This is a genomic window from Mammaliicoccus fleurettii (genome assembly GCF_003970575.1).
Classification (GTDB): domain Bacteria; phylum Bacillota; class Bacilli; order Staphylococcales; family Staphylococcaceae; genus Mammaliicoccus; species Mammaliicoccus fleurettii.
In genome coordinates, this window is sequence record NZ_RXWZ01000050.1 from 18472 (window position 1) to 36190 (window position 17719).

Below are 17719 nucleotides of genomic sequence, written 5' to 3' on the forward strand. Positions count from 1 at the left end.
CTTTATAAGATAATATAATAAATTATTCTGAAATTAGGTGATAAAATGAAGAGGTTAGAAGTAGTCCCTTACGACAGTATATGGCAACATCTTTTTCTTGAAGAGAAAAAGTACTTACAGTCGTTATTGAAAGAACATAGTATAAGCATAGAACATATTGGATCAACTGCTATTCCTGGATTATCTGCAAAGCCGATTATAGATATATTAATCGTAGTGAAAGATAGCAACACAATCGATTCTTTTACACATGAATTATCAGCTTTAGGATATGAGTCTAAAGGTGAACGTGGAGTCATAGGCAATAGATACTTTAAAAAATATGATGATTTTGGAGCAGTTTCGCACCATTTACATATATATGATGAAGGAAGTCCGCATATTTTAAGACTATTATCCTTTAGAGATTACTTAAGAACTTTTAATGGAGAAAGAGAAAGGTATAGCCGATTAAAACATGATTTAGTTATCGATTATCCTGCAGATAGTGAACAATACTATAAAGGTAAAGATAGTATGATTAAAGAGTTCGAGAAAAAAGCGGAGAAGTGGTATGTAGAAGCAAATGATATTGCTAAAAATCATTGACATATCCGAGTGATAAAGTTAGAATTAAAGTCAAATTTCATACGAATTATCAAGAGTGACTGAGGGATGGGCCCGATGAAGTCCAGCAACCTCCCATTATGGAAAGGTGCCAATTCCTACAGTTTTTACTGGAAGATAAATGATCGATTGGCGCACTCCTTATAAAGTAGTGCGCCTTTATATTGGAAAGGTGAATGGTTAATGAGTAATTTATCACAAAATATTATAAACTATATAGAACAGAATAAGCACTTATATTTATCAATGAGTCATCAAATTCATGAGCGTCCTGAATTAGGTAATGAAGAAATATTTGCATCTAGATTATTAAGTGATCAATTGAAAAGTCATCACTTTACAATAGAGAAGAATATTGCGAATCATCCAACTGGTTTCATTGCTACATACGATTCTAAAAAGGAAGGACCGACGATTGCTTATTTAGCTGAGTATGACGCATTACCTGGGCTTGGACATGCATGTGGACATAACATTATTGGGACTTCTAGTGTGTTAGCAGGTATCAGCTTGTCAAAAGTGGTAGATCAAGTTGGCGGAAAAGTCGTAGTATTAGGTTGTCCTGCAGAAGAAGGTGGCATTAATGGAAGTGCTAAAGCAAGTTATGTAAAAGCGGGAATTATAGACAATATAGATGTTGCTTTAATGGTACATCCAGGACATGAAACCTACGTGACGGTTCCTTCTTTAGCTGTTGATGTATTTGATGTTAAGTTCTACGGTAAAAGCGCGCACGCATCAGAAAATGCTTATGAAGCTGTAAATGCGCTTGATGCTATGCTGTCATTTTTTAATGGAGTAAGTATGTTAAGACAGCAAATTAAGAAAACTGACAAAGTACATGGTGTCATTTTAAATGGTGGAGAAGCGGCGAATATTATTCCAGACTTTACACATGCACGTTTCTATACACGCGCAACATCTCGTAAGCATTTAGATGAACTCACAGATAAAGTGCGTAAAATAGCTGAAGGTGCAGCTATACAAACAGGTGGAACATACGAACTACGACCAATACAAAATGGTGTGAATGAATTTGTTATAAACAATCCGCTAGATGAATTGTTTAGAAGACATGCCGAAGAAATTGGTGAAGAAGTTATTGATGACGATTTTGGTTTTGGTTCAACAGATACGGGGAATGTAAGTCATATCGTACCGACTATACATCCACATATAAAGATTGGACCATCTAATTTAGTCGGTCATACAAAAGAATTTTGCCAAGCAGCTGCAAGTACTAAAGGTGATAAAGCATTGATAAGTGGTGCGAAAATATTAGCCTCAATGGGTTTAGAACTTATAGAGAACGTGTCCCTTAGAAATGAAATTATCGAGCATCATCAAACATTAAGGGAGAACTTATTATGAAAAATGAGTACAGGAAACCACTAACATTAACACTTCAAGATTTATACGAAGACTATATAGTATACAATTCAAGACCATCATATGAGGATAATCCTTGGTTAAAAGCTGAAGAAGATCAATCTAATTTTTTAACAGCAAGAGAAATGATTATTAGTAAGATGCCTATGATTGTACATGAAGCTTGTTTAACCAACAATGTTCAAGATTTACTAAAATTAGTTAATGTTGAAATTTCGAAAAATTTATATACATTCAATGATAGAAAAAGTTACGAACATTTAATTAACCAAATAACTCATGATAATAAGAAAATCTTCTTCCAATACATACATGGTGAACAGTTATGTAAAGGTGAAGATTATGCAGTGTATAAACCAAGATTTATCGATTTAAATAACAAAGCTAAAATAGCGCAATGGACAAGTGGAAAATATTTACCAAAGCGTGAAATAGTAGAGCGTAATGAATTTGACGAAAAAATAAAACATTGGAAACTGCCACTTGTGATTAAGCCAGGAGATGAGTTGCCTACTGCTGGTGGATACGGTGTGATGATATGTTACAATGAAGATGATTTAAATAAGGCAATAGCACGTATTAAAGAAGCTAGTGATACGAAAAGCATTATCATTGAGCAATTTATTGAAGAAGTTGATAATTATTGTGTACAATATGTATATAGTGAAAAAACGGGTATACAATATATTGGCGCTGTGAAACAACTTACAGATGAATATGGATTTTACAATGGTAATACTAATTCTACAGAAGTACCTCAAAAGGTAATTGATGCAGGGTATGAAATAATGAAAAAAGGTGTAGAATATGGGTATAAAGGTGTATCAGGTTTTGATTTATTAATCGATAAAGATGGGCAAGTATTTGCGATTGATTTAAACTTTAGACAAAATGGATCGACAAGTATGCTATTACTTAAAGACCGAATGAATGACGCTTATCAAAAGTTTTTGAGTTATCACTCAAAAGGCGATAACACGCATTTCATACAAACTATCAAAAAATACATTGTAGCTGGATACTTATATCCACTTTCTTACTATGATGGAGACTATTTTGGTAAAGATGCAGTGAAATCGAGATTTGCAGGAATATGGCATGCAGAAACTGAATCTAAAGCTTTAGAACAAGAACAATCATTTCTTGAAGAATTGAGTAGCACCAACAAATAAAAAATTTTCTTCATTTAATGTAATTTTTATTGACTTATACCTTTTAACTATACTATATTTTATTGGGATTAAATATAATGAAAAGGGTGGTATGACAATGGCTATCCAGGATATGTCTATGTTCAAACAAATATTAGCTAAGGAAAAATTTTACGTTGTTTTAATCGATCGCAAAATTCTAAGAGATGAAGCATCAGATATTCGTTTAATCTGGTCGAAAAAAGAATTTGCTGAATCATATTTAGAAGAGAATAATATTACTCTATATGATAAAATAATGGACTTAGATTTAGATAGATTTGTAACATATGAAATGGATGACATTCTTGATGAAGGGGACAAGTTCATCATAGATAAGTACGAAAGTAACAAGGGAATAGAGTTAGAAGCAATATCATTTATTGAAGAAATTATGAGTGAACTAGATGATATCCGAATTGAAGAATTTGCAGAAGATATTTGTAATGAGACTTATGTATACGGGTTAACAGTTAAAGGACAAAAACAATTTATCATCGTTTCAGAAGAAGAAGATGCTAGTTTACCAAATATGATGACAGTTTGGAGCACACGTAAACTTGCTGAAAAAGTACGTCGTGATGATTTTGAAGAATACGATGTTATAGAAGTAGAAACAGGTGTCTTTGAAGAATGGTTAGAAGACTTAAAACAAGAAAACATTGCTTTAGGTATTAACTTAAAATCAGGTATGATCGGTACAATTACAGATCCAAAAGCAGTATTAAAAGCAATGCCTTGTTAGAAAAATAAACAAGTAAATAGTAATTTAAAAAGACTTTTGCTAAATAGCAAAAGTCTTTTTTTATGTCTTGAATAAGTTGTAAAAATTTAAAATAAATATATTTAAACGTCGTTGTAAAAGCGTTTACATTAATATAAAATATATCTAACATTTCGAAATGTAAAATAATGGAACAGGAAGTGGTGGAGTTGAAAAAGGGGATTTTTATAGTAGTATGCTTGCTATTATTATCTATTCAACAATTTGCTCCATATTATAGCTTTAAAAGTAGGTGGTAACAATTTTAAATTATATGAAACTACGTATAATGAGGTTGCAATTATATATAGTTTTTACCATTTTAATAATTATTGCAGTATTACATTTATTTGACGCTTATCAAACTTATGGTATTAATAAATTGTTAGAAAATACACCATATACTCAATCTTTATTATTTGATGGGTATAGTGGCTTTCAAACCGTATTTCTATTAATGATGCCTTTAGCTGTATCTATTGGTGTGAGTGATATTTTTATACAAGATCGTAAACAACATTTATTACATCATGCCTATATGTATCATGAGAATAAGTCCGTAGACATACAAGTGATTTTATACTCAAGTATTGTTGCTTTACTACTAGTAATAATTCCACTATTAATAAATTTTGTTGGTGAATTTTTAATACTACCTGATATTTTGCCAGAAAGAATGACTATTAACCCAATTGGTATATTTAGCTGGAACACTTTAAGTGTTCATTTATATTATACAATGCCGTTACTATATATATTGTTGTATATTTCATTGACGGGTATTTGGGGTGCTATTATGAATGTGTTTGCGATAACACTTTCTCTATATACGAATAAAAGAATTTTAGCTATGATTGGTCCATTTATCTTTCAAATTTTATTAATTATATTATCAAATTTGACTTATGAACCTTTTATCGTACCACCAATATATTTCTTAATGGGAAGAACAGAATTTATGTATTTTGAAGTTTTGCCGATTCTGTTAACTTTGGGACTATTCATCGGCTTTTCAATATATTTCTATGTAAGAGGTATGTACAAAAATGAACTTAATTAAATACAGATTAACTTCCTTAATAAATACAAAATTTCTAATGTGGAATATTGCGTTCTTTGTTTTAATGATTTTATATCAGGAGGGAAGTGTTGGTTACTTTTCTTCTGATGACTTTCAATTCACAAATTTATTATTAAGCAAATTTACGCTTACTTATGTTGTATTACCTATTTTAACAACTATGACGATTGTATTTTATCGTGATGAGTTTGTTCATAAAGTATTTATTGAATTTAGAAAGTGTTTAAAGATAGAGGTCCTATTATATGCAGTTGTCATCTCATTACTTGTTAGTATTGAAATGTTGTTTGCTAGTATGATAGCGCTGAATTTTCAAGTTCGATTCAATATGATATTTCTTGTAACAGCTTGTATGTTGATAGCAGGTAATTTTACGATATCATTAATAGCTCTTACTCTGTATATAAGTTTTTTGAATCGTGCTATTTCATTAGTGTTTGTAAATTTAATGGTATTTATAGATTTTGTATTAATGCAAGGTGGAAAGTGGAACTATTTGATTATTGATTCAAAGAGATTATTTTCACTTTCTTGGTCATGGACTATGTACCAATTGCTCCTCATAATATTTCTATATTTAGTTGTAGAGTGGATTATTAGTAAAAAGGAAATAAGGACATGAATATTTTAAAATTTACAGGTGGCATCATTCAAAGTTTATGGAAAATATTCATAATTATAAATGGAATTTTTCTTTTGGTATTAATGTTATTTAGACCATATATAAGAGTTAGTTTATGGGAGTTTATCTTTCGAGGTAATAATGACAATGAATTGAGTATGCATTTATATAGAATACCTGGTTTATATATATTGATTATGTTACTTGGCATGATGTTCATTTATCGATTTATACATGTTATTTATCAATATTACATTGTAGAGTGGCAAATGCTATTAAATGTTACTGGAAAATGGATGATTCTTCTAATAATACCGTTTATTTTAAGTGTAATTTATATTACAAGTATATGGTTGATCATTTCTCTTATTGATGGCGAATTTAGGATTAACGCTATACATTTATCGTATTTAATAGTGAGTATTTATTTCTTAATGATTGTATTTATTTGGACTTACATAGCTTATAAATTTTATATAAGCTTTATGATATCGTTATTGTGGGTAATTGCCACAACAAGGTTTGATTTGGATATTAATATATTAAATGAATCATTGTTTTCAAGAATACAAGGTGTATCTTACACGAATTTATTGTATTGTGTGCTATCTATTGTTGTGGTGAATATGTTGTTGTTTATTGAATTAGGACGTGATCATCACATGAAATTTCAAAGAGGTGATGATGAAGAATGATTAAATTAGTAAATGTTTCAAAAGAACACCAAGGCAATCAATTGTTGAATAATATAAATTTAGAAATTGAATGTGGAAAAGTCTATGGATTTAAAGGACGTAATGGGTCTGGAAAGACGATGCTTTTAAGAGCAATTTTAGGATTAATTAAAGTTGATGGACAAGTCATTATTAATAATGAACCACTTAAATTTGGAGCAAAATATCCACTTGAAGTTGGCGTGTTTATTGAGAAACCTAGCATCATACCTGAATTTACAGCTTTAAAAAATCTTAAATTAGTATCTGCATTAAAAGGCATAACAGATATCAATGTAATGACTAAATATTTAGTAGAACTTGGACTTGATTATAAAGATAAAAGGAAAGTAAGGAAATATTCATTAGGTATGAAACAGAAAGTGGGTATCGCTCAAACGTTAATGGGAGACCCAGAGTTAATTGTTTTAGATGAACCTACCAATGCATTGGATAAAAAGAGTATTGAGAAACTTGTTGAAATCCTTGAAATATTAAAACAGCAAGGATGTACAATATTGATAGCTTCACATCAATTTGAAGAAATAGAAAGAGTTGTTGATGAGGCGGTTCATATAGAAGCTGGTGCATTAGAATGAAGAATAAAGTAATCCTATTATCTGTTATTATCGTATTTGTAGTTCTCGTTACACTAGGATGCATTCAGTATCATAAAGTAAACGCAGAATTTCAAGATTATGAACTTAAGGAAGAGAAAATTAAACTCAATCAATCGCATGATATATCTGTCGGAACGATGCAATTTAGTAATTTAAGTTATAAGATTAAAGAAAAAGAAATATTGGTAAGTGCAGATATCAAAATAGTTAAAAAGAAAGACTATCCAGATCAATATTATAATAATATTGATGCAAACTTATTTTTACGTGTTAATAATGAAATATTGCAACAATCCGATGAATTTAAATTGAAAAATGGCAAAAGACTTATGCCGGATCGATCTTATTTTGATAAGCATAATGTTTATGAAGGACGCGTAACATTTAGGTATATGGCATTAGATCCTGATGGAGACAATGATTTAGAACTTTCTTACCTTGATCGCAATGGCCATAAATTAAAAAAATTATATTTACCTATAAAAGTTGACGGTGGTAAAATAGTTTGATACATTATTAGTGACTACTAAAGTAGTTACTACATCCCAACGTAGTAAAATTATTTATCCCATAAAATAACCCTTAAGAGAAAAAGGCTTTTCTCTTAAGGGTTATTTCGTCTTCTATATCTTCTTCAAATTTACTTATATATTTATTTACTAATACGTCATGCCAAATATAGTCTTTCATCATTTTTATCTGGGTGCGGTCCCGACTTATATATGCACGCATATCTGTTTCATCGGTTTGGCCATATATCATATATTCATTATCTACAATTACGACGAATGGTTTTAGTGTTAATGAACTTTTTACGTAATTTGTATATCGATGATTGATTAAATCGTACTTTGGTTGATCGACTTGGAAGGTAATGCCTTGTACATGTATATTTTCATTGATATTTTTAGTTATGATTTCATATATGTCTGGCCATATTGAAACGGTCATTTGTTTTTCAGCTTTTTGGATAGCATATTCAACATTGTCAAATATCGTTGATTTATTCGTAAGTACTTCTATTTGGATTTGTGCATTTTCTGTTACTGTATTTAATTTATTGATTTCTGTTTCAAGCTGAATGAGCTCTTCGTTTTGTTTTCTTTCAAAAAATTGAATTGTTTGTTCGGGCGATAATGCATAGTAATATTTTTTTTGATCTTTTAAGTTAAAGTATGCTAATCCTTGTTCTTCGAGTTTATTAAGCGCTTCATAAATTTTTGATCTTGGAACATTGGATATTTCGCTTAATTTATAAGCTGTTATTCCAGGGTTTTGTACTAATGAAATGTAAGATTTAGAACCATATTCACTTAATCCAAAACGCTTTAATATCGTTATCATTTGATTCATCATAATCACCTTCTAGTTTGATGTTACACTAACTCCGAATAACGGAAGTAGATCATATGCCTGAAATTCAGAAACCGTTGCGCCTTTTAAATCAGTTGGCTGTATAATAAGCTGTTCTATTTCATTCGTAGATAAATCAACGTTGTTTAATGATGTTTCTACAACTTCTAGCGAATCAAGGGAACATCGCACGATTTCTATTGATTTTTGCTTACAAAACGAAATATACGTTTCTGCCATTTGATTATCATTGAATAATACATGGTTCAAGTTACAGTTTAAAAATTGACTCATTTTCAATTGGCAGTTTGAAAATTGTACATGCTTCAGTTTAAGGTCTGAAAAGGTGGCACCAATCATACGACAGTCTAAAAATTGAACTCTATTTATAGACGCATCATTAAAGACACAATTTGATAAATCGCATCCTTTAAATACAATATCTAGTGCATGAATTTTTGTGAAATCAACTGATTCAAATGTACATTGATTGAAATAAATCGTATCTATTTGACTTGTTTCGTCATCAAAATGAATTGTTGTTTTATTAAAGTATAAATCGTAAGAAGATTGTAATAATGTATATTCTTGATCTTCTGTAAACTCAAATTCTTTCTTTAACTTTGGTTCGATCATTTTCATGAGGGATCCTCCTTATTATTTAGCAATATATAGAACCTAATGCTCCAGAGAATTCTCCGTTTTCAATGAAGTAAGGATTTAAACCACGTAAAATTGTATAATCTACGACTATATTTCGAAGTAAGTCATTGTTTACAAATGATGACCCGATATAGACAACATTTTCAGTTTTAAATTGTTTTGCAGCATGAATCGAGACTGTTGTAACAGTTTCACCCACAATTCCCATAAGGGCAGCTAATCGATCTGCATTTGGGAAATCATCATGGATGTTTTGTAATACATGGCCGAAGTTGGCTGCTGTTAAATCTCCAGAAATAGGTGTTTTGTCGCCTTTATAGATATGTTTAACTTTCAAATCTATTTTATCTCTATCGCCGTTTATTGCAGTTTGGACTAATTCTTCATAATCACTGATTTGGGTAAGTAAATAGCCTAAACCTTGTATCATGCCTCCACCAGCTCCTGTACCGCCAGCACGCTCTTGATTTTGTGCTGTTGCGTAATGGATAGAAGTTCCTGTTCCTACGTTTGAAAATATATATGTATCTAAATGAATATCATGTTCTTTTAATAAAATTTGGATACCTGTATAAGTAGCTTCAAATTCAATGCTACGCTTTACATTATGCTTAATTATCGAATCTAAATATTGAGCCTTTCCTCCAGTGATAGAAATATCAGCCTTATCAATATGATTTAACCATTCGGCTACTTGGTCTATTTGAGTTGTTAACCATTTTTTAAATGTTCTTTTATTGTTCGTTTCAGTGACAACTTTAATAAGTGTACCTCCCGCATCAATTCCAATCTTCACAAAAACACCTCTTCAAATTAAGAAATAAATTATTGCTATTATACTATAAATTAATGTAATTGATAAATTAACGAAACAAAAAATAAATAGTAGAAAATGTATCGTTACATGATAAGATGGAAACAAAAGATAATGGGGTGTTCTTTATTGATTAGCATATACGAAATAAAACCAAAATTTCAAAAATTACTAATGCCAATAGTAAAATGGATGAGGAACATCGGTATGACACCAAATCAAGTTACAATCTTGGCGTTGTTATTATCAATTGTTACTGGAGCTGTATTAAGTGTGTTCCATGATAATAAATGGATGTATATCTTAATGCCAATCGTTATGTTTGTAAGGATGTCATTAAATGCAATTGATGGTGTTATGGCAAAAAAATATAATATGAAATCTAAGTTAGGGTTATTATTGAATGAACTAGGGGATGTAATAAGTGATGTTTGTTTATTTATTCCATTCTTATTTATAGCTCATGATTTTGGTGTAGGGATTATTTTATTTATTGCTTTATCTATTATAAGTGAAATGGCTGGTGTAACCGTTCAAGTAATAGGTAGTTCAAGAAGGTATGATGGACCGATGGGGAAAAGTGATAGAGCATTTATAGTCGGTTTAATTAGCTTCTTAATATTTGTTCAATTGAATGTTATACCGTATTTACATTTTGTATTTTATATTTGTTCAATACTTATGATTGTAAATATTTACAATAGAATAAATAAGGGGTTAGAGGAGGCAAAATAATGAATTTAGGGAAGATATCAAACGAAATGATTGTCGTTATGATTGGCGTATTTATTGTATTAGTCTTATCTAGTTTGATTTGTGCTTATTTAACGAAACGTTATCCCGATAAAGATTTTACTGAAATTAAATTGCGTATTAAATCATGGTGGGGCATGTGCATCATCTTTACGATAGCACTTGTCATTCATTCTACAGTTTCTTTGATATTTCTAGCTTTATTGTGTTTCCTAGCTTTGAAAGAATATTTTTCACTTATTCCAACTAATCGTAGTCATAGAGCTGTCTTGTTCTGGGCATATTTATCCATACCAATTCAGTTTACATTTATTTATTTCGGTTTTTACGGCATGTTCATTATTTTTATACCAGTATATATGTTCTTATTTATCCCTATACAAGCCATATTTATCGGTGAGACAAAAGGTTTTCTACAATCGATGGGATCCGTTCAGTGGGGATTAATGCTTATGGTATTTAGCCTAAGTCATCTAGCTTATTTAATTGTCTTACCAGGTGAAAAAAGTACTGTTCCTGGCGCGAGTCTTGTACTATTTCTAGTGATATTAACACAAGCTAATGATGTGTTCCAATTTTTATTTGGTAAAGCATTTGGTAAACACAAAATTGTACCTAAAGTGAGTCCGAATAAAACTTGGGAAGGTTTTGTTGGCGGCATTTTAGCAACTACCATTTTATCATTATGTATTGCACCATTTTTAACACCATTTACGCTTTTAGGAATGATTATAGCGGGAATTTACATTAGTATTATGGGATTTATTGGAGACGTGAATATATCAGCATTGAAAAGAGATTTAAATATTAAAGATACTTCACAAGCTATTCCAGGTCATGGTGGTATTTTAGATAGAGTTGATTCCCTGACTTACACAGCGCCATTATTCTTCCACTTTGTAAGGTTCTTCTACTTTTAAGGAGTGAACTAATATGTTAAGACTCATTATATTTACAATGATAATTAAACCAATCATCCTAATCGTTTTAGGTTTAAATATACGCAGAAGAGAATGGTTACCTAAAGAAGGACCAATAGTGATTATCGCTAATCATAATTCACATTTAGATACACTTGTATTGCTGTCGTTATTCCAAGGAAAAGGATTTAAAAAAGCTCGACCTGTTGCAGCGGGTGATTATTTTTTTAAGAATAAACTTTTAAAATGGTTTTCAATTAATATTATGCAGATTATTCCAATAGAAAGAAAAATGACTCGGGATATAAAAGGGCTATTTGAACCAATTGTTACAGCACTGGATGAAGGAAGTATTATTATTTTATATCCTGAAGGTAGTAGAGGAGAACCAGAAAAACTTTCAAAGTATAAGTCTGGTATTTATTACTTAATGAGAGAAAGACCTGATATACCCATTCAGCCATTATTTTTACATGGTTTAGGAAAATCATTACCTAAAGGATCAAAATTATTTGTACCATTCTTCGTAGATATTTTTGTAGGTCAGTCATTTCTTTTTAATAAAAATAGAAAAGAATTTATGGATGAACTGAATAGTCGTATGAATGATTTGAGAAATGAAGGTGATTTTAAAGAATGGTAATCATCTTTGCATGGGCGTTTTTAGAAGCGATCATATTTTTTATCATACCAGATGTTGCATTAACATATTATGCAATGAAACAAAAAAGTAAATTCAAAATATTACTAGCAAACATAATTGCGATTACTGGAGCAGTAGTAGGTGGTGTAATCGTCTATATCATTTCTATTCAACATTTAACATTTTTGGAATCAGTAATGCTTAAAATACCAGGAATTCATGAGTATATGTTCGAACATGTTATGACTTCTTTAGAAGACAAAGGCGTTCTAGGATTGATAGAAGCACCCTTATTTGGTGTTCCTTATAAACTTTATGCAATGTTAAGTTATCAACAAGGGATTTCGTTTTTTACTTTCATGGTCATTAGTTTCTTTGCGAGATTATTGAGATTTATTTTAACGAGTTACATTGCTTATTTTTTAAGTCATATTATTTTTAAAAATTTAAATCAATATTTGAAAGTTTCAATGTGGTTAATCGTGTGGGTCATTGTATATATTATTTATTTTTCAATTCATTCAATTTAAAAAATAAAAAGCACTTCCCACGGTGGGAAGTGCTTTTTGTGTTCTATTTCTTATTTTCTTCTTCTTCACGTTCTTCTAAGGATTTAGAGAAATCTGTGTCATCTTTGATATAAGTCATTTTAAAGTGTTCGGATGGTTCTCTTCTTAATGCTTTCATAATTGAGAACATCATGAGAAATAGTATAAATGCAAATGGTAACCCAGCAACTATGGAGGCGGTTTGTAAACTTTCTAATCCACCGGCTAATGTCATTGATACTGAGATTGCCCCAATCAGTGTACCCCAAACGATTTTATATTTAAAAGGTGGTGTGACTGATCCTCTATCAGACATACTTGATAGAATGAATGTAGTTGAGTCTGCACTTGTAACTAAGAATAAGAAGATTAATATTATTGCTAATACACTAGTCGCTTCGTAAAACGGGAAGTGTGATAATAAGGAGAATAAGGCTACTGTATAATCTCCTTTAACGTCTTCGGCAATACTTGCACCTTTATTGATTACTAAGTATATTGCTGTTCCACCAAATGTAGCAATCCAAGCAAATGAAATAAGTGGTGGAATAATTAGTACACCAATAACAAATTCACGAATTGTTCTACCACGTGAAACACGTGCTACGAAACCACCAATAAATGGTGACCAAGCAATAACCCAAGCCCAATAGAATACTGTCCATTGTTGAAGCCATGAGTTGTCACCTTCATAAGGGTTTAATCGTAAACTATATTGTACGAAATTAGAAATGTAATCACCAATCGCGAGAGTGAATGTTTCAAATATAAATTGTGTCGGACCTAATACTAAAATGAATAATAGTAATGCAAAACAAATAAAGATATTTGCGTTACTTAGCCATTTAACCCCTTTATTTAATCCTGATGCAGCTGATCCAAGGAATAATACAGTCATAATTACTGTAATGATGATTTTAGTCCAATTATTATTAGGAATATTAAAGACATGATGAAGGCCGCCGCCGATTTGTAAAATACCGAGACCAATTGATGTCGCTATACCCATTACTGTAGCTACAATAGCAAGTACATCGATGATATTTCTGTAAGGTTTCTTGTAAGCTTCACCAAATACGGGTTCCATAGCTGTGGAAATTAATCCATCTCTACGTTTTCTGAATTGGAAATAAGCTACGATTAATCCAGCCATCGCAAAGATAGACCATTGTGAAATTCCCCAATGGAAGAAAGTATATCCCATAGCTAATCGTGCAGATTCTAAAGTGCTACCATCTACTTCATTTGGCAAAGGTGATTTTAGATAGTGTGTCATTGGTTCTGCCACACCCCAGAAAACGATACCGACACCTAAGCCAGCTGAAAATAGCATACCAATCCAAGAAATAAATGAAAATTCTGGTTCTTCGTCATCTCTTCCGAGTTTAAAACGTCCAAACCTTGTAATTGCTAAGCCAATTAAGAAAATGTCTAATACAAAAACAATTATTAAGAATAACCATCCCGTACTATTTGATATAAATGTGTATAAAACATTGGCATATTTGCCAAACCCTTTAGGAAATATGCCTGCAGTTAGCGTAACCAATATTATAATAGACATAGATACCCAGAAAACTAATGTTGTTTTATTATTCTTATTGTCGTGATGCTCTTCAGACTGATTCATAATTTTCCTCCTTCATAAATAATGCAGTCTTTATTTTAGTACCCTTATAAAATTGATATTAACATAGAATTTATAAATAGATAATAAGGTTCTTAATTGCGCATTGAACATAAAGTTCGGTATGATATGTATAAATACACGGGGGGATTTAAATAATGAAAGCAAAACAATTCGGTGATATTGAAATTAAACCTTTTGAAGAAAGTATGAGAACGGCACTATATGATTTTCGTTTAAATGAGCGTCAACAAATCTATTCTTCTTTGCCAAAAGAAGTGTTAGATGGTGCTATTAATGATCCTGATAGAAGGCCAAATATCGTTGTGAATGAGAAAAATGAAATTATTGGTTTCTTTGTCCTTCATAAATATTATCAACATGAAGGTTATGATACACCAGATAATGTAGTATATATTCGTTCTTTATCAATTAATGAAAAGTATCAAGGCAATGGATATGGAACAACGATTATGATGAATTTACCGGAATATGTACAATTTGTGTTCCCTGATTTTGATCATTTATATTTAGTAGTAGATGCTGAAAATGAGGCTGCATGGAATTTATATGAAAGAGCAGGCTTTATGCATACCGCAACTAAAGAAGAAGGTCCTCTAGGTAAAGAGCGTTTATATTATTTAGATTTAGATTCTAAATATGTATCATCATTAAAGCTAGTATTAAATGAAGATAATTTAGATAACGAGTTTGTAGATATTCACTTAATGAAAGATAAACAAAAAGTGGGCATTATTGTATTGGAAGATAAAGGACAAAGCTTTGATATTCGAAGTATAGAAGTAGAAGAAAATGAAAGAAAAGAAGGTATAGCAGAAAGTGCTTTAAGACAGTTGAGCACATTCGTACGTAGAAGATTTGCAGATAAGAAAGAAATACATATTACTTTATTTGGTTCAAACAACAAATTAAAGCCTTTATGTGAGAAAGCAAGATTTGTAGAAATACAAAAATCAGAAGACTATATCAAACTTATGAAATATATTAAGTATTAACAAACATTTGCTAAAAATCAGCTTGTCAATTATAATCGTAAACTGTTATGATTATAAATATTAATGTGCGACAATAGTTCGATTGTTGAAAGGAAGAGTAAAGATGAAATTAAAAGATTTCACTAAAGAGATGGTAGATGAGCATTCATTTATCGAAATGGCTTATATTTTATTAACAGAGAACGGCAAAGAAACAAACCTATATGACATGGTAGACGAATTCAAAAGATTAGGTAATTATAAAGATTCACAAATTGAAAATCGTATTTTACAATTTTATACTGATTTAAATACTGATGGACGATTTTTAAGTGTTGGAGAGAATATTTGGGGTTTACGTGATTGGTATTCAGTAGATGATATTGAAGAAAAAATCGCACCTACTATCCAAAAATTCAACGTACTTGATGAAGAAGATGAAGCAGATTCAAAAATTCCATTATTAGGCGAAGAAGACAAAACGAAGGACCTTGACATTACGATCGTACAAGATGATGAAGAAGGACTAAATGATCCTGAAGACCCAGAAGATGAAGAGGTTGAGGATGAATTAGACGAAGCAGGTCTTGTTGTCGATGAAGATGAAGAAGACGATGAAGAAGAGGAAGAAGAAGAAAAAGAATTTTAATTGACTTTTCTTTAAAAGATGGTAATATTTTATTTGGGCTCCTTTAAATAGGACAACGTATAAATATAACGCTCCCTCCTTACATTTTAAATAATGTAAGTGGGAGCGTTTTTTATTTTTTAATTATCAAATGGAGGTACAATCATGACAAAGTTCATTTTCGTAACAGGTGGCGTAGTTTCGTCTCTTGGTAAAGGTATCACTGCAGCATCACTAGGAAGATTACTTAAAAATAGAGGATTAAATGTAACAATTCAAAAATTCGACCCATACTTGAATGTAGATCCAGGTACTATGAGTCCATATCAACATGGCGAAGTATTCGTAACTGAAGATGGTGCTGAAACAGATTTAGATTTAGGTCATTATGAAAGATTTATTGATATAAATTTAAATAAATATTCTAACGTAACAGCAGGTAAAGTTTATTCACACGTTTTAAAGAAAGAAAGACGTGGAGATTTCTTAGGTGGAACAGTTCAAGTTATTCCACATATTACAAATGAAATTAAATCAAGATTATTGATGGCGGGTGAAAGCACTAACGCTGATGTAGTTATTACTGAAATTGGTGGTACTACTGGTGATATTGAATCACTTCCATTTATTGAAGCAATCAGACAAATCAAGAGTGATCTTGGTCGTGAAAATGTTATGTACATCCATTGTACGCTTCTTCCTTATATTAAAGCAGCAGGTGAGATGAAGACTAAACCAACTCAACATAGTGTTAAAGAGTTAAGAGGTTTAGGTATTCAACCTGATTTAATTGTTGTACGTACAGAATATGAAATGACGCAAGACTTAAGAGATAAAATTGCATTATTCTGTGACATCAACAAACGTGCTGTTATCGAGTGTCGTGATGCAGATACATTGTATCAAATACCATTAGCACTACAAGAACAGCATATGGATGATATTGTTATTGAAAGATTATCTTTAGATGCTGCAGCAGAAGCGGAATTAACTGAATGGAACCAACTATTAGATACTGTTCGTAATTTAGAAGGAACAGTGAAAATTGGTTTAGTAGGTAAATATGTGAGCTTACAAGATGCTTATCTATCAGTAGTAGAAGCATTGAAACATGCTGGTTATGACTTTAAATCAGATATAGAAATAAAATGGATAAATTCTGAACACTTAAATGACAAGAACTATCAACAAGAATTATCAGATGTTAATGGTATTTTAGTACCTGGTGGTTTTGGTGATAGAGGTGTTGAAGGTAAAATTTTAGCTATACAATATGCCCGTGAAAATAATATTCCTTATTTAGGTATTTGTTTAGGTATGCAATTAGCAACAGTTGAATTTGCTAGAAATGTAGTTGGATTACATGATGCTCATTCAGCAGAATTAAATCCAAACACACCTTATCCAATTATTGACTTATTACCAGAACAAAAAGATATTGAAGACTTAGGTGGTACTTTAAGATTAGGCGTATACCCATGTAAAATTGAAGAAGGTACAATTGCACATGACGTTTACGGTGAAGTAGAAGTAGATGAAAGACACCGTCACCGTTATGAATTTAATAATGAATATCGAGAAAGATTAGAATCAGAAGGCATGAGATTCTCAGGAACAAGTCCAGATGGTCGTTTAGTTGAAATAGTAGAACTAGAAAATCATCCATGGTTTGTAGCTTGTCAATTCCATCCAGAATTTCTATCAAGACCTACACGTCCACAAAAATTATTTAGAGGATTTGTAGAAGCGAGTATCAAAAATAAATAAATAATAACAAAGCTCATCACGTCA

Annotated in this window: 20 protein-coding genes and 1 riboswitch; of the genes, 16 read left to right on the plus strand and 4 right to left on the minus strand. The window is 31.0% G+C overall.

Translation table 11 applies throughout. The features are described from left to right. Window positions 1–45 precede the first annotated feature (45 nt). The 9 genes from CD129_RS04260 (at window position 46) to CD129_RS04300 (ending at window position 7493) form a co-directional block, all read left to right on the plus strand. Window positions 46–588 (plus strand): GrpB family protein, encoded by a 543-nt coding sequence (locus CD129_RS04260; RefSeq protein ID WP_107509011.1) that lies wholly within the window; start codon window positions 46–48, stop codon window positions 586–588. Window positions 589–631: 43 nt separating this feature from the next. Then, a riboswitch (SAM riboswitch) is annotated at window positions 632–730 on the plus strand. A 59-nt stretch (window positions 731–789) separates the two neighbouring features. After that, entirely contained in the window at window positions 790–1977 is a 1188-nt protein-coding gene (locus CD129_RS04265) for a M20 family metallopeptidase (RefSeq protein ID WP_078358050.1), read from the plus strand. After that, window positions 1974–3167: an L-aspartate--L-methionine ligase LdmS gene (gene ldmS, locus CD129_RS04270; protein ID WP_107509012.1), complete on the plus strand. Its 1194-nt coding sequence runs from the start codon at window positions 1974–1976 to the stop codon at window positions 3165–3167. The genes CD129_RS04265 and ldmS overlap by 4 nt, the downstream gene beginning before the upstream one ends. Before the next feature lie 97 nt (window positions 3168–3264). After that, window positions 3265–3930 carry a DUF2750 domain-containing protein gene (locus CD129_RS04275; protein ID WP_107509013.1) on the plus strand — a complete coding sequence of 222 codons (666 nt, stop codon included), beginning with the start codon at window positions 3265–3267 and terminating at the stop codon, window positions 3928–3930. A gap of 307 nt (window positions 3931–4237) precedes the next feature. Continuing rightward, window positions 4238–5008 carry a hypothetical protein gene (locus tag CD129_RS04280; protein WP_115337930.1) on the plus strand — a complete coding sequence of 257 codons (771 nt, stop codon included), beginning with the start codon at window positions 4238–4240 and terminating at the stop codon, window positions 5006–5008. Then, a complete protein-coding gene (locus CD129_RS04285; RefSeq protein WP_115337219.1) occupies window positions 4995–5651 on the plus strand; it encodes a hypothetical protein in 657 nt (218 codons plus the stop codon). The genes CD129_RS04280 and CD129_RS04285 overlap by 14 nt, the downstream gene beginning before the upstream one ends. Then, window positions 5648–6346 (plus strand): hypothetical protein, encoded by a 699-nt coding sequence (locus tag CD129_RS04290; protein ID WP_115337220.1) that lies wholly within the window; start codon window positions 5648–5650, stop codon window positions 6344–6346. The genes CD129_RS04285 and CD129_RS04290 overlap by 4 nt, the downstream gene beginning before the upstream one ends. Then, entirely contained in the window at window positions 6343–6963 is a 621-nt protein-coding gene (locus CD129_RS04295; RefSeq protein ID WP_115337221.1) for an ATP-binding cassette domain-containing protein, read from the plus strand. Before CD129_RS04290 ends, CD129_RS04295 begins: the two co-directional genes overlap by 4 nt. Then, window positions 6960–7493 (plus strand): hypothetical protein, encoded by a 534-nt coding sequence (locus CD129_RS04300; protein WP_115337222.1) that lies wholly within the window; start codon window positions 6960–6962, stop codon window positions 7491–7493. Before CD129_RS04295 ends, CD129_RS04300 begins: the two co-directional genes overlap by 4 nt. A 73-nt stretch (window positions 7494–7566) precedes the next feature. Here CD129_RS04300 and CD129_RS04305 read toward each other — a convergent pair whose 3' ends face one another. From CD129_RS04305 to coaW, 3 genes are read right to left on the minus strand one after another with little or no spacing between them, the layout of a single operon-like run. Continuing rightward, window positions 7567–8340, minus strand: coding sequence for a TrmB family transcriptional regulator (locus CD129_RS04305; RefSeq protein ID WP_239747795.1), 774 nt, complete (start codon window positions 8338–8340; stop codon window positions 7567–7569). Between the two features lie 9 nt (window positions 8341–8349). Further along, window positions 8350–8979 carry a pentapeptide repeat-containing protein gene (locus tag CD129_RS04310; protein WP_107509016.1) on the minus strand — a complete coding sequence of 210 codons (630 nt, stop codon included), beginning with the start codon at window positions 8977–8979 and terminating at the stop codon, window positions 8350–8352. A gap of 19 nt (window positions 8980–8998) precedes the next feature. Next, the gene (gene coaW, locus CD129_RS04315) at window positions 8999–9796 is read right to left on the minus strand and encodes a type II pantothenate kinase (RefSeq protein ID WP_107509017.1); all 798 of its coding nucleotides are present in this window, start codon (window positions 9794–9796) and stop codon (window positions 8999–9001) included. Between the two features lie 147 nt (window positions 9797–9943). Between coaW and CD129_RS04320 the strand changes: the two genes are divergently transcribed. Genes CD129_RS04320 through CD129_RS04335 form a run of 4 tightly spaced genes read left to right on the plus strand, consistent with a single transcriptional unit; the run spans window position 9944 to window position 12660 of the window. Then, window positions 9944–10549 (plus strand): CDP-alcohol phosphatidyltransferase family protein, encoded by a 606-nt coding sequence (locus tag CD129_RS04320; RefSeq protein ID WP_206748303.1) that lies wholly within the window; start codon window positions 9944–9946, stop codon window positions 10547–10549. Then, window positions 10549–11487 carry a phosphatidate cytidylyltransferase gene (locus CD129_RS04325; protein WP_078358039.1) on the plus strand — a complete coding sequence of 313 codons (939 nt, stop codon included), beginning with the start codon at window positions 10549–10551 and terminating at the stop codon, window positions 11485–11487. The genes CD129_RS04320 and CD129_RS04325 overlap by 1 nt, the downstream gene beginning before the upstream one ends. Before the next feature lie 13 nt (window positions 11488–11500). Then, window positions 11501–12130 carry a lysophospholipid acyltransferase family protein gene (locus CD129_RS04330; RefSeq protein WP_078358038.1) on the plus strand — a complete coding sequence of 210 codons (630 nt, stop codon included), beginning with the start codon at window positions 11501–11503 and terminating at the stop codon, window positions 12128–12130. Beyond that, on the plus strand, window positions 12124–12660 hold the full coding sequence (locus tag CD129_RS04335) for a YqaA family protein (RefSeq protein ID WP_115337223.1): 537 nt from the start codon (window positions 12124–12126) through the stop codon (window positions 12658–12660). Before CD129_RS04330 ends, CD129_RS04335 begins: the two co-directional genes overlap by 7 nt. Window positions 12661–12703: 43 nt before the next feature. Here CD129_RS04335 and CD129_RS04340 read toward each other — a convergent pair whose 3' ends face one another. Then, window positions 12704–14308, minus strand: coding sequence for a BCCT family transporter (locus CD129_RS04340; RefSeq protein WP_107509019.1), 1605 nt, complete (start codon window positions 14306–14308; stop codon window positions 12704–12706). A gap of 152 nt (window positions 14309–14460) precedes the next feature. On the opposite strand from CD129_RS04340, the gene CD129_RS04345 reads away from it, so the two are divergent. The 3 genes from CD129_RS04345 to CD129_RS04355 all read left to right on the plus strand — a co-directional run bounded on the left by CD129_RS04345 (window position 14461) and on the right by CD129_RS04355 (window position 17695). After that, the gene (locus tag CD129_RS04345) at window positions 14461–15321 is read left to right on the plus strand and encodes a GNAT family N-acetyltransferase (protein WP_170167669.1); all 861 of its coding nucleotides are present in this window, start codon (window positions 14461–14463) and stop codon (window positions 15319–15321) included. Between the two features lie 103 nt (window positions 15322–15424). Continuing rightward, a complete protein-coding gene (rpoE, locus tag CD129_RS04350) occupies window positions 15425–15949 on the plus strand; it encodes a DNA-directed RNA polymerase subunit delta (RefSeq protein WP_115337224.1) in 525 nt (174 codons plus the stop codon). A 144-nt stretch (window positions 15950–16093) separates the two neighbouring features. Then, window positions 16094–17695 (plus strand): CTP synthase, encoded by a 1602-nt coding sequence (locus CD129_RS04355; RefSeq protein WP_078358033.1) that lies wholly within the window; start codon window positions 16094–16096, stop codon window positions 17693–17695. Window positions 17696–17719: the final 24 nt, after the last annotated feature.